14 protein-coding genes are annotated in these 13015 nt (G+C 73.1%); 3 read left to right on the forward strand and 11 right to left on the reverse strand.

Going from position 1 to position 13015, the window contains the following annotated elements:
• Positions 1-4: 4 nt before the first annotated feature.
• Genes AC6EI4_RS07545 through AC6EI4_RS07560 form a run of 4 tightly spaced genes read right to left on the reverse strand, consistent with a single transcriptional unit; the run spans position 5 to position 3932 of the window.
• Positions 5-1087 (reverse strand): DNA polymerase domain-containing protein, encoded by a 1083-nt coding sequence (locus tag AC6EI4_RS07545; RefSeq protein WP_498451081.1) that lies wholly within the window; start codon positions 1085-1087, stop codon positions 5-7.
• A 9-nt stretch (positions 1088-1096) separates the two neighbouring features.
• A complete protein-coding gene (locus tag AC6EI4_RS07550; protein ID WP_498451082.1) occupies positions 1097-1570 on the reverse strand; it encodes a hypothetical protein in 474 nt (157 codons plus the stop codon).
• Positions 1570-2829, reverse strand: a complete 1260-nt coding sequence (locus AC6EI4_RS07555) for a fatty acid desaturase family protein (protein ID WP_498451083.1) — start codon at positions 2827-2829, stop codon at positions 1570-1572. Before AC6EI4_RS07555 ends, AC6EI4_RS07550 begins: the two co-directional genes overlap by 1 nt.
• Positions 2830-2837: 8 nt before the next feature.
• Positions 2838-3932 (reverse strand): ferredoxin reductase, encoded by a 1095-nt coding sequence (locus AC6EI4_RS07560; RefSeq protein WP_498421169.1) that lies wholly within the window; start codon positions 3930-3932, stop codon positions 2838-2840.
• A 73-nt stretch (positions 3933-4005) separates the two neighbouring features.
• Between AC6EI4_RS07560 and msrB the strand changes: the two genes are divergently transcribed.
• Complete coding sequence (gene msrB, locus AC6EI4_RS07565; RefSeq protein WP_498451084.1) at positions 4006-4404, forward strand: peptide-methionine (R)-S-oxide reductase MsrB; 399 nt, start codon at positions 4006-4008, stop codon at positions 4402-4404.
• Between the two features lie 13 nt (positions 4405-4417).
• Here the strand turns inward: msrB and hemQ are convergent, their stop codons facing one another.
• The 5 genes from hemQ to AC6EI4_RS07590 form a co-directional block, all read right to left on the reverse strand.
• Positions 4418-5116: a hydrogen peroxide-dependent heme synthase gene (hemQ, locus tag AC6EI4_RS07570; protein WP_498421165.1), complete on the reverse strand. Its 699-nt coding sequence runs from the start codon at positions 5114-5116 to the stop codon at positions 4418-4420.
• 56 nt (positions 5117-5172) lie between these two features.
• Complete coding sequence (gene hemG / locus AC6EI4_RS07575; protein WP_498451085.1) at positions 5173-6561, reverse strand: protoporphyrinogen oxidase; 1389 nt, start codon at positions 6559-6561, stop codon at positions 5173-5175.
• A gap of 64 nt (positions 6562-6625) precedes the next feature.
• Entirely contained in the window at positions 6626-7144 is a 519-nt protein-coding gene (locus AC6EI4_RS07580; RefSeq protein ID WP_498421161.1) for a flavin reductase family protein, read from the reverse strand.
• Positions 7141-8289 (reverse strand): LLM class flavin-dependent oxidoreductase, encoded by a 1149-nt coding sequence (locus AC6EI4_RS07585; protein ID WP_498421160.1) that lies wholly within the window; start codon positions 8287-8289, stop codon positions 7141-7143. Before AC6EI4_RS07585 ends, AC6EI4_RS07580 begins: the two co-directional genes overlap by 4 nt.
• 56 nt (positions 8290-8345) lie before the next feature.
• Complete coding sequence (locus tag AC6EI4_RS07590; RefSeq protein WP_498421159.1) at positions 8346-9596, reverse strand: SfnB family sulfur acquisition oxidoreductase; 1251 nt, start codon at positions 9594-9596, stop codon at positions 8346-8348.
• 202 nt (positions 9597-9798) lie between these two features.
• On the opposite strand from AC6EI4_RS07590, the gene AC6EI4_RS07595 reads away from it, so the two are divergent.
• Entirely contained in the window at positions 9799-10707 is a 909-nt protein-coding gene (locus AC6EI4_RS07595; RefSeq protein ID WP_498451086.1) for a LysR family transcriptional regulator, read from the forward strand.
• Here the strand turns inward: AC6EI4_RS07595 and AC6EI4_RS07600 are convergent.
• Together AC6EI4_RS07600 and hemE are read right to left on the reverse strand one after the other, a co-directional pair.
• Positions 10686-11210 (reverse strand): SRPBCC family protein, encoded by a 525-nt coding sequence (locus AC6EI4_RS07600; protein WP_498421154.1) that lies wholly within the window; start codon positions 11208-11210, stop codon positions 10686-10688. The genes AC6EI4_RS07595 and AC6EI4_RS07600 overlap by 22 nt on opposite strands.
• Positions 11211-11219: 9 nt before the next feature.
• Complete coding sequence (gene hemE / locus AC6EI4_RS07605; RefSeq protein WP_498451087.1) at positions 11220-12314, reverse strand: uroporphyrinogen decarboxylase; 1095 nt, start codon at positions 12312-12314, stop codon at positions 11220-11222.
• A gap of 70 nt (positions 12315-12384) precedes the next feature.
• On the opposite strand from hemE, the gene AC6EI4_RS07610 reads away from it, so the two are divergent.
• Positions 12385-13011: a DUF3000 domain-containing protein gene (locus AC6EI4_RS07610; RefSeq protein ID WP_498421150.1), complete on the forward strand. Its 627-nt coding sequence runs from the start codon at positions 12385-12387 to the stop codon at positions 13009-13011.
• The last annotated feature ends 4 nt before the right edge of the window (positions 13012-13015 follow it).

The following is a 13015-nucleotide window of genomic DNA, read 5'->3' on the forward strand; positions in this document are numbered from 1 at the left end:
GCCCTCACTCGACCCGGTTGCCCTCGGCGTCCCAGTGCGCGGCGACCTTCTTGCTCGGCTGGACCCGGGGCGGCTCGCCGGGCATCTTGGGGTAGTCCGGCGGGTAGTTGAGCTCGACCGCGCCCTGCTCCTCCCACAGGCCCAGCAGCGGCTCGAGGGAGAACGCGCGGTCGTCGATCGTGGCCCACGGGTCGCCCTGGGCGGCGAGGCGCTCCGGCACGGTGAGCAGGTTGAAGTCGCGCGGGTCCTCCACCTCGGCCAGCTCCTCCCAGGTCACCGGCGTGGAGACCGGCGCCCCGGGCAGCGGACGCAGCGAGTAGGCCGAGGCGATCGTGCGGTCGCGGCTGTTCTGGTTGTAGTCGACGAAGATCCGCTCCCCGCGCTCCTCCTTCCACCAGGCGGTGGTGACGCCGGGGTCGCGGCGCTCCAGCTCGCGGCCCAGGCCGATCGCGGCGTGCCGGACGTCGACGAAGTCCCAGCGCGGCTCGATGCGCACGAAGATGTGGATCCCGCGGTTGCCGGAGGTCTTGGCGAAGCCGACGATGCCGAGCTCCTCGAGCAGCGCGCGGGCCCGGCCGGCCACCCGCACGGCGTCCGCGAACGTGGTGCCGGGCTGCGGGTCGAGGTCGATGCGCAGCTCGTCGGGGTGGTCCACGTCGGCGCGTCGTACCGGCCAGGGGTGGAAGGTCAGCGTGCCCATCTGCGCGCACCAGACCGGGACCGCGATCTCGGTCGGACAGATCTCGGCGGCCCGGCGTCCCGAGGGGAACGCGATCTCGACGGACTCGACGTAGTCGGGTGCGCCCTTGGCGATCCGCTTCTGGTAGAACGCCTCAGCGTCCTTGTCCTGCGGCCCGGTCGCCAGCCGGAAGCCCTCGCGCACCCCGGAGGGCCACCTCTCCAGCGCGGTCGGGCGATCGCGCAGGGCGCGCATCAGCCCGTCCTCGACCGCGGCGAAGTACTGCGCCACCCTGAGCTTGGTGATCTCCGGGGTGCGCTCGGTGGCCGGGTAGATCACCCGGTCCGGACTCGACACGCGCACCGCGCGCCCACCGGCGTCGACCTCGGCTGCAGGGGGCTTCACCATGGGCACACGCTAGCGGGGGCTCCCCCCACGCCTGCTGTTCTCGAGCGCGGCGTGCTCGAGGATCGAGTTGGGCGAGAACACCGGACGCCGGTCGGCCTGCTCGCGCCCGGCGCGGACGAACTCGAAGCCGCCGGTGGTCACCAGCGCCCACGTGGCGACCGGGCCCGGCTGGCCCAGCACCGCCGCGTCCACCGCGTCGTACGCCGCGAGCAGGGCCTGCGCGCAGGCCAGGTGCGTGGGCGGGAAGTGGAAGGCGTTGCGCGCCGCCTCGTCCTCGGAGCCGAGGAACGCCACCGGGCGGCCGAGCCCGGCACCGCAGATCCCGCAGACCCGGCTCAGCGCGCACTGGGTGACCCGGCGCTGGTCGAGGTCGCGGGCCGAGGCCGGCTCGCCGGCCTCGCCGGTGCCGCAGGCGAACGGCACCGGCGTGGCGAGCTCGGGGTCGACCGCGAGCTCGGAGAAGGGACGCGGGGCGGGATCCATCAGTCGGCGTCCCCACGCCGCGAGCCGCGCCGCGACCAGCCGCCGAGCTCGGTGCGCCGCGGCGGGCGCTCGGCGTCGGAGCGACGCCGCCGGTCGCGGGCGCCCTCGTCGGAGGTGTCGCTGCGCTCGGGCGGGGCGGGGTCGTCGCTGCTGGTCATGTGGTTGGGCAGCGAGAGCTTCATGATCGTGCGCAGCGCCTGGCCGTACTGGCGGTGCAGCGGACCGGTCGTGTAGGGGATGTCGTACTTGTCGCACAGCGCCCGGACCCGCTCGGAGATCTGCGCGTAGCGGTTGCTGGGCAGGTCCGGGAACAGGTGGTGCTCGATCTGGTAACCGAGGTTGCCCGACGCGATGTGCAGCAGCGGGCCGCCCTCGAAGTTGGCGGCGCCCAGGATCTGGCGCAGGTACCACTCCGCACGGGTCTCGTCCTGGATCTCCTCCTCGGTGAAGTGCAGCGCACCGTCGGGGAAGTGCCCGCAGAAGATGATCATGTAGGACCACAGGTTGCGGGCCAGGTTGGCGGTCGCGTTCGCGGTCATCGTGGCGCGCCAGTCCGGCCCGCCCAGCGCCGGGTAGACGACGTAGTCCTTGGCGATCTGACCGCGGATCTTGCGCCCGATCTGGAGCAGCTGCCGCTTCATCTCCTTCGGGTCCTTCTCGCCCTTGCGGATCCGCTCCAGGTCGAGGTCGTGCAGGGCCACGCCCCACTGGAAGAGCGTGGCGAGCAGCGCGTTGTAGACCGGCTGGCCCAGGTAGTAGGGGTGCCACTTCTGCTCGCGCGCCATCCGCAGGATGCCGTAGCCGATGTCGTTGTCGTAGCCGAGCACGTTGGTGAACTGGTGGTGGATGTAGTTGTGCGAGTGCTTCCACTGCTCGGAGGGCTGGGCGGTGTCCCACTCCCAGTTGCTGGAGTGGATCTCCGGGTCGTTCATCCAGTCCCACTGGCCGTGCATGACGTTGTGGCCGATCTCCATGTTCTCCAGGATCTTGGCCAGCCCGAGCATCGCGGTGCCGGCGACCCACGCGGGCCTGCGCACCCGGGGCAGGCCGGCCGTCCTCGACCAGGCGCTGGCGACCAGCGCCACCCGGCCACCGGCGGCGAGGCCGCGCTGGATGCGGATCATCCGGTTGATGTACGCCGCGTCGGCGGCGCCGCGCGACTCCTCGATCTCGGCACGGATCGCGTCGAGCTCGCGGCCGATCTGCTCGACCTCGTCCTCGCTGAGGTGCGTGTACTCCTTGACGTCCGCGATGGCCACGGAACCTCCTAGATGTCGAGTGTGCAGTCGCCGACGGCAGCCGTGACGCAGGTCTGCACCGGCTCGTTGGGCTGGTTGAACTCGTCGCCGTTGCGCAGGTCCTTCACGGTGCCCGAGACGAGCGTGAGCGTGCAGGTGTGACAGATCCCCATCCGGCAGCCGTAGGGCATGCCGACGCCGGCCTGCTCGCCGGCCTCGAGGATCGTGGTGGCCCCGTCCACCTCGGTGGACTTGTGGGAGTTGCGGAAGGTGATCGTGCCGCCCTCTCCCCCGTCGCCGCCGAGGTCGAGCGAGAAGCGCTCCAGGTGCAGCCGGTCGGCCACCCCCGCGGCCTCCCAGTGCTTCTCGGCCGCGTCCAGCATCGGGCCGGGCCCGCAGGCCCAGGTCTCCCGCTCGCGCCAGTCGGGGCAGATCCGGTCCAGGTCGGCCTCGAGGTCCAGCATCCCGTCCAGGTCGGTGTGCAGCGGGTGCAGGGTGAGCCCCTGGTGCGTGCGGGCCAGCGCGTCGAGCTCGTCGCGGAAGATCATCCGCTCCGGGGTGGGCGAGGAGTAGTGCATGACGACGTCGGGCATCGTGCCGCGCCGGTCCAGGGTCCGCAGCATCGCCATCACCGGCGTGACGCCGCTGCCCCCGACCAGGAAGAGCATCTTGGCCGGCGGCGGTTCGGGCAGCACGAAGTCGCCCTCGGGCAGGGCGAGGCGGACGATGGTCCCCGGCTCCAGGCCGCCGACGAGGTGGCTGGAGAGCAGCCCCTCGGGCATCGCCCGGACGGTGATCGCGATCGTCCTGCCCGAGCGCGCGGGCGCCGAGCTCACCGAGTAGGAGCGCCACTGGAAGCGCCCGTCCACCTGCACGCCGATCCCGACGTACTGCCCGGGGCGGTGGTCGTAGCGCCAGCCCCAGCCCGGGCGGATCACCAGCGTGGCGGCGTCCTCGGTCTCGGGGATGACCTCCTCGACGCGCCCGCGCAGCTCGCGCGCCGACCACAGCGGGTTGACCAGCGAGAGGTAGTCGTCAGGGTGCAGGGGCGTGGTCAGGCGCGAGCCCACCGATCGGACCCGCTCCCACTTCACCGGCCGCACCCGCGGCGTGGACAGTGCCATTGCGTCAGTGAACAGGTGTAGACCCAACTGGTCAAGACACTGTTCACACTTCTCGCCCGGTACGGTGGGCGTCATGGCTTACCAGGTGCACAAGACCGACGAGCAGTGGCGGGCCGAGCTCTCCCCCGAGGAGTACGCGGTGCTCCGCCAGGCGGGCACGGAGCGGCCGTTCACCGGCGAGTACAACGACACCGACACCACGGGTGTCTACCGGTGCAAGGCGTGCAGCGCCGAGCTCTTCCGCTCCGACACGAAGTTCCACTCCGGGTGCGGCTGGCCGTCGTTCTACCAGCCGATCAGCGACACGATCGAGTACATCGAGGACACCTCGCACGGCATGAAGCGCGTCGAGGTGCGCTGCACCAACTGCGGCTCGCACCTGGGCCACGTCTTCCCCGACGGGCACGGCACGCCGACCGGCGACCGCTACTGCATCAACTCCGTGGCGCTCACGCTGGAGCCGAAGCAGTAGCCAGCCCGCCGGGTCAGGGCAGGGTGTCGAGCAGCTCGCCGACCTCGGTGCGGGCGCCGGTGTAGAACGGCACCTCCTCGCGGACGTGGCGGCGCGCCTCGGAGCCGCGCAGGTGGCGCATCAGGTCCACGATCCGGTAGAGCTCGTCGGCCTCGAAGGCGAGCATCCACTCGTAGTCGCCGAGCGCGAAGCTGGACACGGTGTTGGCGCGCACGTCGACGTAGTCGCGCGCCATCCGGCCGTGGTCGGCGAGCATCCGGCGGCGCTCGGAGTCCTCGAGCAGGTACCACTCGTAGGAGCGCACGAACGGGTAGACGCACAGGTGCTTCTTGGGCTCCTCGTTGGAGAGGAACGCCGGCACGTGGGACTTGTTGAACTCGGCCGGGCGGTGCAGCGCCATCTGCGACCAGACCGGGGAAAGGCGGCTGCCGAACGCGGTGCGGCGGAACCGCTTGTAGGCGTCCTGGAGCTGCTCGGAGGTCTCGGCGTGCCACCAGATCATCAGGTCGGCGTCGGCGCGCAGGCCGCTCACGTCGTACACGCCGCGCACCACCACGCCGTCGGCGTCGAGCGCCTTGAAGAGCTGCTCGACCTCGGTGGCCTCGCTCGCGCGGTCGGCGTCGCCGAGCACGCGATCGAGCTTGAAGACCGACCACATCGTGTAGCGGATGGAGTCGTTGATCTCGCGAACCCGGGCAGCGTTGGACGTCATGGATCCATTGTGCCGCTGCCCGGGCGCGGCCCGATCCCGGGGTCGGAGTCGGCGGGTCAGGCAGTGAGGGCGGCGGCGGCGCGGCGGGCGGAGGCGACGACGGCGGCGATGCCCACTCCGTCGTACGCCGCGCCGCAGACGACCAGCCGCGGCCCGATCTCGCGGGCGATGTCGGCGCGGATGCGTGCCACGCGGTCGAGGTGGCCCACCGCGTACTGCGGCAGCCCGCCGCCCCAGCGCTGGACGTGGGTGTCGACCGGCACGGCGCGGATCCCGGCCGCCTCGGCGAGGTCCTCGAGCGAGACCCGCACCAGCTCCTCGTCGGGCACCTGCAGCGACGCCTCCTCGCGGTGGCGGCCGATGGAGGTCCGCAGCATGACCAGGTCCGCGCCGCCCGGTCCGGCACCGCGGCCGGCCTCGCGGACCCACGACCACTTGTTGGCCGAGAACGTCGAGGCCTTGATCCGGCGGCCGTCCCGGGGCGGGACCAGGAAGCCCGAGCCGGCCAGCTCGGGCAGGTCGTCGGCGCGGAACGCGAAGGTGACCACCGCCATCGAGGCGTACTCGATCCCGGCCAGCTCGCTCGCCGCGCCGGGCGCCAGCCCGGCCAGCAGCCGGGCGGTCGGTGCTGCGGGCGTGGCGAGCACGACGTCGGTGGCGCGCACCGTGCGCGGGGCCGTCGTCGGCCCGGTGAGGAGCTCGAAGCCGTCGGCGGTGCGCCGCAGCTCGCGCACCGGCGCGTCGAGCTCGACGGCGAAGTCGCCGGAGGCGGCCAGCGCCTCGGCGAGCTGCCCCATCCCGCCGGGGATGCCGGCGAAGACCGGGCCGCCCGAGGGGGACGGCATCGCCGCGGCCGCCTCCAGCAGCGAGCCGCGGCCCAGCAGCGAGACCAGCATCGGCACGGTGGCCCGAGCCGAGAGGGCACGCGCGTCGCCGGCGTAGACCCCGCCGAGCAGCGGCTCCACCAGCTGGTCGACCACCTCGTCGCCGAGGCGGGCGGCGACCAGCTCGCCGACCGAGACGTCCTGGTCGTCACCCAGCCGGGTGGGGGGCAGCGAGGGCTCCTCGCGGACCCGGGCCAGCCCGGCCTCCGAGAGCACCCCGGACGCCTCGAGCTGGGGCAGGTCCATCGGCACGCCCATCAGCGAACGGGGCATCGGGCGCAGCGCCCCGTGGGTCCACACCTGTGAGGAGGCGCCGGTGGGGTGCTCGATCGGCAGCCCCAGCTCGCGGGCCAGCCCGACCGCCTCGGGGCGGCGGTTGAGCATCGCCTCGGCGCCGACGTCGACGACGACTCCCCCGACCGCGGTGCGGCGGATCTTGCCGCCGGCGCGACCCGCGCCCTCGAGCACCCGCACCTCGTGGCCGGCGTCCGCGAGGGCTCGTGCTGCGCAGAGCCCCGCGAGGCCGCCGCCGACGACTGTCACCTGTCGTGTTGTGCTCACGGCTCCAATCTCTCAGACCCCGCGAGCCGTGCTCAGACCGGGCTCGGCGCCTGCTCGGCGGCGCTCATCCGGTTGCGCCCAGCACGTCACCGGCCGGTACGGCGTGCAGCCGGGTGAAGCCGCTGCGGTGGAACACCAGCGGCGAGCGGTGACCCAGGTCCGCGATCGCGTGCAGGTGCAGCAGCACCAGGACGTGGTCGCCCGCCTCGATCTCGCGGTGGATGCTGCACTCGAAGGAGGCGACGGCATCCGAGACCAGCACCGCTCCCCCGTCGCGCACGCCCAGGGCGAGCCCGTCGAAGCGGCTCGCGGCCGGTCCGGCGAGCTGGCGGCACACCCCTGCGTGGTGGTCGGCCAGCACGCTGACCCCCAGCCGCGTCGCGCGGCGCAGCACCGGCCACGTCGAGCTGGTCCGGGCGATCGAGAAGGACACCAGGGCCGGCTCCAGCGACACGGAGGTGAACGAGCTCGCGGCCATCCCGACGTGGGCGCCGTCCACCTCGGCCGCGACCGCGACGACGCCGCTGGGGAACGCCCCGAACGCGCGTCGCAGCGCCACCGGGTCCAGACGCGAGGCGCTCACGAGGCGGCCGACCTGGAGCCGAACGGCACCGAGGCGCGGTACGTCGACGGCGTGGGGTGCTGCCACAGCCCGCGCTGGGCGAGCACCGGCAGCACTCCCTCACCGAAGGCGTAGGACTCCTCCAGGTGGGGGTAGCCGGAGAGCACGAACTCGTCGATGCCCAGCGCGTGGTACTCCTCGATGCGGTCGGCCACCTCCTCGTGGCTGCCCACCAGCGCGGTGCCGGCGCCGCCGCGGACCAGCCCGACGCCGGCCCAGACGTTGGGGTAGATCTCGAGGTCGTCGCGACTGCCGCGGTTGAGCTCGAGCATCCGGCGCTGGCCCTCGGACTCGCTGCGCGCCAGCCCGGCCTGGACCGTGCGGATGGTCTCGTCGTCGATGCCGGCCAGCAGCCGGTCGGCCTCGGCCCAGGCCAGGTCGGAGGTGTCGCGGGTGATCGTGTGCATCCGGATGCCGAAGCGGAGCTCGCGGCCCTGCTCGGCGGCGAGCTTGCGGATCCAGGCGATCTTCTCGGCCACCGCGGCGGGCGGCTCGCCCCAGGTCAGGTAGACGTCGGCGTGCTTGGCCGCCACCTCCCCCGCGGCCGGGGAGGAGCCGCCGAAGTAGATCGCGGGCACCGGGTCGGGCAGCTGGGCCAGCGCGGCGCCCTCCACCCGCAGGTGCTCGCCGGCGAAGTCCACGGTCTCCCCCGCCCAGAGCCGACGCACCACCTCGAGGAACTCCCCGCACCGGGCGTAGCGGGCCTCCTTGTCGAGGAAGTCGCCGTAGGCGCGCTGCTCCTGGCTCTCCCCGCCGGTGACCACGTTGAGCAGCAGCCGCCCGCCGGACAGGTTCTGGAACGTCGCGGCCATCTGCGCGGCCAGCGTCGGCGAGGTGAGGCCCGGACGGAAGGCGACCAGGAACTTCAGCCGCTCCGAGACCGAGCTGAGCATGGCGGTGGACAGCCACGCGTCCTCGCACCAGGCGCCGGTCGGGGTCAGTGCCGCCTCGAAGCCGAGCTGCTCGGCGCTGCGGGCGACCTGCCCGAGGTAGGGGACGGAGGCCGGCCGGCCGGCCGGTCCGGCAGCGACGCCGTGGCCGCCGCCGACCACGAAGCGGCCGTCACCTCCGTTGGTGGGGAGGAACCAGTGGAAAGTGAGCGTCATTGTCGTCCTCTTCGTCGATGCGGGTTCTGCGATGCCGGGATGCGGGTGGATGCGGCTCAGAGCTGGCCGTGGCTGGGCGGCAGGGTGCCGTCCACGACGTAGCGGCCGAGGTGCTGGACCTTCCAGGCGGCCGGGTCGTGCAGGGTGTGGGTGCGGGCGTTGCGCCAGTGCCGGTTGAGGTTCAGGCTGTCCAGCGCCGAGCGGGTCCCGGCGACCTCGAACAACCGGCTGGACACCTCGACCGAGGCGGACGTGCTGAGCGCGCGGGCGGCGGCCACCGCCAGGCTGGCCTGGCCGGCCGACTCCGCGCTCAGCGCCGCGTTCGCCCGGTCCACGGCGCGGCCGGCCTCGGCGAGTACCGCCTCGGCCGCGCGCACCGCGACCTCCATCTGGCCCAGCGCGTGCACGACCAGGGGGTCCTCGGCGGCGCGCTCGACGCCGGCGTCGGGGTAGGGGCGGCTCTTGGTGCGCACGAACAGCGCCGCCTCGTCGACGGCCGCGCGGGCGATGCCCACGTCGAGCGCGGCGTGCAGCAGCTGAGCGAAGGCGCCGAACGTCTGCGGTCCGGTGAAGGTCAGGTGGTACGGCGTGATCCGGGCCGCGTCGACGGCCACGGACTCCAGGCGCACCGTGCCGCTGGCCGTGGTGCGCTGGCCCATCCCGTTCCAGTCGTCGACGACGCTCACGCCGGGGGCGGTCCGCTCCACCCAGGCCACGTGCAAGGGCCCGTCCACGTCCAGGTGGGCCAGGACCGGGATCCAGTCGGCGAAGAGGGCGCCGGTGCTGTAGCCCTTGACGCCGTCGAGCACCCAGCTCCCGTCGCCCGCGGGGCTCAGCGTGGTCCGGATGTCGCGCACGTGCTTGGTGCCGACCTCGGACTGGGCGTTGCCGAACCGCTTGCCGGCGAGCACCTCGGCGAAGAAGAACGCCTGCTGCGCCGGCGTCCCCTGGTGGCGCAGCACGTTGACGTAGACGAAGTGGCTGTGCGGGATCTGCGCGACGCTGGGGTCGCCGGCGGCGAGCAGGCGGAAGACCTCGGCGAGGGTCTCGGCGTCGAGGTCCGCCCCACCGTGGGCGGCGGGGACGGTGCTCGCCAGCAGGCCGCTGGCCGAGAGCAGGTCGAGCTCCGCGGCGGGCAGCACCCGCTCGGCGTCGCGACGCGCCGCGTCCGCGGCGAGCATCCCACCGAGATCGGCGGCCACCCGGATCGCCTCGTCGGCGCTGAGCACGGGCACCCGACCCGTGGGCTCCGCGATCGAGGCTGGACGGGCCTGCGTGGCCGTGTGCGGGGACCCTGAGGGACACATGGTTTCTCCTTGGACTGCAGGGCGGTTTTGTCTATCAAGTTACTCGACTTTATATGCTGACTGAACAAAACTGCTCGACGGGCGCGCCGCAGGCAAGGAGAAAGGCGCCAGCCGTTGACGAGGGGGGTGCAGGCTCTGCCTCTCACCTCCGGCATCGGCGGCTCCCGTCCCGCCCGCTCCGCCCGCACCCCCGAGAGGCCACATGCGCACCGAACAGCTGGAGTACCTCACCGCCGTGACCCGGCACGGCTCGCTGCGCCGTACCAGCGAGCAGCTGCACATCTCCCAGCCCGCGCTGAGCGAGGCCCTGCGCAACCTCGAGCGCGAGCTGGGGGTCAGCCTGCTGGACCGCAGCCGCAGCGGCACCCGGATCAGCCGCCGGGGCAGGGACCTGCTGCCGCAGATCGCGGAGGTGATGGAGGCCGTCCAGCGGCTGCGCACCGCGGCCGGCGACCAGAGCCAGGCGGCCCGCCTGGTCCGGGTCGGCACGGTCAGCGCGGCCACCTCGACACTGCTGGTGCCGGCGGTGCGGGCGCTGGCGCAGAGCCGGCCGGGCACCACCGTCGAGATCGTGAACCTGCAGCAGGAGGAGATCCACCGCCAGCTCGCCGAGGGGGCTCTCGACCTGGGCCTGGTGAACCTGCTGGACGGCGACGACGCACCGGCCGACCTGCGCTGCGCGCGGCTGCTGCACGGACGCCCGGCGCTGGTCTGCCGGGCGGACCACCGGCTCGCCGCCCAGGAGGTGGTCACCCTCGAGGACCTGCGCACCGAGAGCTTCGTGGCGATGCGCGCGGGCTACCTGATGCACCGCTTCGTGCACCGGGTGCTGGGCCCGCGGATGCCGCCGATCGCGTCGAGCACCGACGGCGCGGAGATGGGCAAGCTGATGGTCGCCGAGGGGCTCGGCGTGACCGTGCTGCCCGACTACAGCGTGGCCGGCGACCCGCTCGTGGTGGCGGGCGTGCTCACCCACCGTCCGCTCGAGGACGCCACCGGCGTCGACCTGGTGCTGCTCGAGCGCCCCCAGGACCCGGCCCCACCCGCCGTCGAGGAGCTGCGCTCACTGCTGGTGGCCCACGCCCGCGACTACCGCTCGAGCAGCGCCTGAAGGTTCTCCAGCGACGTCTCGAGCATCGAGGCCGGGACGATCGGGAACGTCAGCTTGTCGCGCAGCTTGGGATGCAGGTCCGTCCAGTCGCAGTACGACGTGACGCGGGTGCCGCCCTCGGCCAGCGGCTCGAGCTCGTAGCCGTAGACGTGCCCGATCGGGGTGCGGCCCTCGGCGCCCACGCTCCACTCCAGGAGCCGGTCGGGCACGATCCGGGTGACGGTGTTGACGACCGTGTAGCGCCCCATCGGCAGGTCGCCCAGCGGCTCGCGGTCCATGTCCATGGTGAAGCTGTCGCCGACGGCCGCGAGCCGGGCGGCCGCCGAGGTCGCCACGAGCATCCCGGAGCCGTCGATGCGGACGTGACCCTGCGGGTCGGCGATCTCGTCGAACACCGCCGCCGCCGGAGCCCCGATATCCCGGGTCACCGAGATCCGGCGCGGCTCCGCCCCGGTCGCTGCCTCGCCCTGCTCCGGCGCCTCGGACCCGCTGTGCTGCGTCATGAGGTGAGACTACGGGGCGGTCAAGGGGTAGGACTGCACGAACTCGGTCAGCCGGGCGAGCTGGTCGGGGTCGGTGGAGGGGATCACTCCGTGGCCGAGGTTGAAGATGTGCCCCTTCGCCGCCCGGCCGGCCTCGATCACCTCCGCCGCGCGCGCCGTCATCACGTCGGTGGGCGCGAAGACCAGGGTCGGGTCGAGGTTGCCCTGCACCCCCCGGTCGCCGACCAGCGGGAGGGCCGAGGTCAGCGGCGTGCGCCAGTCGACCCCGACGACGTCGGCGCCGGCCTCCCCCATCAGCGTCAGCAGGTTGGTGGTGCCCACCCCGAAGTGGATCCGCGGCACCCCGAGCTCCCCGGCCCGGGCCAGCACCCGCGCGGAGTGCGGCATCACGTGCTCGGTGTAGTCGCCCGGGGTGAGCGCACCGGCCCACGAGTCGAACAGCTGCACGGCGGAGGCGCCGGCAGCCACCTGCACCTCGAGGTAGGTGGCGGCCATGTCGGCGATCTTGCGCATCAGCGCGTCCCACACCTGCGGCGCGCCGAACATCATCGCCTTGGTCTTGGCGTGCTCCTTGGACGGCCCGCCCTCGACCAGGTACGACGCGACCGTGAACGGCGCGCCGGCGAAGCCGATCAGCGGCGTCGAGCCCAGCTCGCCCACCAGCGAGCGCACCGCCTCGGTGATGAACGGCACGTGCTCGGGGGTGAGGTCCTCGATCGCGGCCACGTCGTCGAGGGTGCGCACCGGCTTGGCGACCACCGGGCCGACGCCGGCCACGATGTCGAGGTCGACGCCGACCGCCTTGAGCGGCAGCACGATGTCGGAGAAGAAGATCGCCGCGTCCACCCCGTAGCGGCGCACCGGCTGCAGGGTGATCTCGGTGACCAGCCCCGGGTCCATGCAGGACTCGAGCATCCCCACGCCCTCGCGGAGCCTGCGGTACTCCGGCAGCGAGCGGCCGGCCTGGCGCATGAACCACACCGGGGTGTGCGCGACGGGCTCACCGCGCGCGGCGCGCAGGAAGGCGCTCCCGGCGAGGTGGTCGGGCAGATCAGGGAGGCTGGGCCGCGTCGTTGCGGGCTGTGCTGGGGAGTCGCTCGTCACCCTCTGATCCTCGCAGGTCAGACGGCGTGTTGGCACATCGGCAGCGGGCCGGCGGGCCTACTGTGGGGGCATGGTCGTGCGTCAGGAGACGTACCCGGGAACGGGTGCGGGCATCACACCCCCCGAGTTCCGGGACGCGGTGGAGGCGATGCGTGGCGCGCGCCTGCGCCCGGAGGTCTTCTGCGAGGAGATGCCGGCGCCCCAGCGGATCGCGCCGTACGCGGCGGCCCTGTCGGCCGACGTCACCGTCGACGAGATCGATGTCGGCACCGGGCGGATCATCCTGCTCCACGACCCCGCCGGCAACGACGCCTGGGACGGCACCTTCCGCTGCGTGGCCTACGTCCGCGCGGAGATCGACCCCGAGATGATCAGCGACCCGCTGCTGGCCGGCGTGGGCTGGTCCTGGCTGGTCGAGGCGCTGGAGGCGCACGGCGCGGCGTACACCGCCCCCTCCGGCACGGTCACCCTGGTCGCCACCGAGAGCTTCGGCGCGATGAGCGACGAGGAGGGCACCGCCCAGGTCGAGATCCGCGCCTCCTGGACGCCGACTCCCGACGAGGACGAGCACTGGGACATCGCTCCCCACGTCGAGGCGTGGGGCGAGCTGCTGTGCACCACCGTGGGGCTGCCTCCTGTCCCCGAGGGCGTGACCGCGATGCCCAGTCGGCGCGGACAGCGCGGCCCGACGCCCTGACGAT

It is taken from the genome of Nocardioides sp. Z43_10 (genome assembly GCF_059766615.1).

Excerpts from the sequence above, each read along its gene's own strand:
- msrB (WP_498451084.1), top strand. The coding sequence starts at position 4,006 with ATGGCTTACCAGGTGCACAAGACCGACGAGCAGTGGCGGGCCGAGCTC.
- hemQ (WP_498421165.1), bottom strand. The coding sequence starts at position 5,116 with ATGACGTCCAACGCTGCCCGGGTTCGCGAGATCAACGACTCCATCCGC.
- AC6EI4_RS07560 (WP_498421169.1), bottom strand. The coding sequence starts at position 3,932 with ATGGCACTGTCCACGCCGCGGGTGCGGCCGGTGAAGTGGGAGCGGGTC.
- AC6EI4_RS07590 (WP_498421159.1), bottom strand. The coding sequence starts at position 9,596 with ATGTGTCCCTCAGGGTCCCCGCACACGGCCACGCAGGCCCGTCCAGCC.
- AC6EI4_RS07595 (WP_498451086.1), top strand. The coding sequence starts at position 9,799 with ATGCGCACCGAACAGCTGGAGTACCTCACCGCCGTGACCCGGCACGGC.
- AC6EI4_RS07550 (WP_498451082.1), bottom strand. The coding sequence starts at position 1,570 with ATGGATCCCGCCCCGCGTCCCTTCTCCGAGCTCGCGGTCGACCCCGAG.
- AC6EI4_RS07600 (WP_498421154.1), bottom strand. The coding sequence starts at position 11,210 with ATGACGCAGCACAGCGGGTCCGAGGCGCCGGAGCAGGGCGAGGCAGCG.
- AC6EI4_RS07610 (WP_498421150.1), top strand. The coding sequence starts at position 12,385 with ATGGTCGTGCGTCAGGAGACGTACCCGGGAACGGGTGCGGGCATCACA.
- AC6EI4_RS07545 (WP_498451081.1), bottom strand. The coding sequence starts at position 1,087 with ATGGTGAAGCCCCCTGCAGCCGAGGTCGACGCCGGTGGGCGCGCGGTG.
- AC6EI4_RS07585 (WP_498421160.1), bottom strand. The coding sequence starts at position 8,289 with ATGACGCTCACTTTCCACTGGTTCCTCCCCACCAACGGAGGTGACGGC.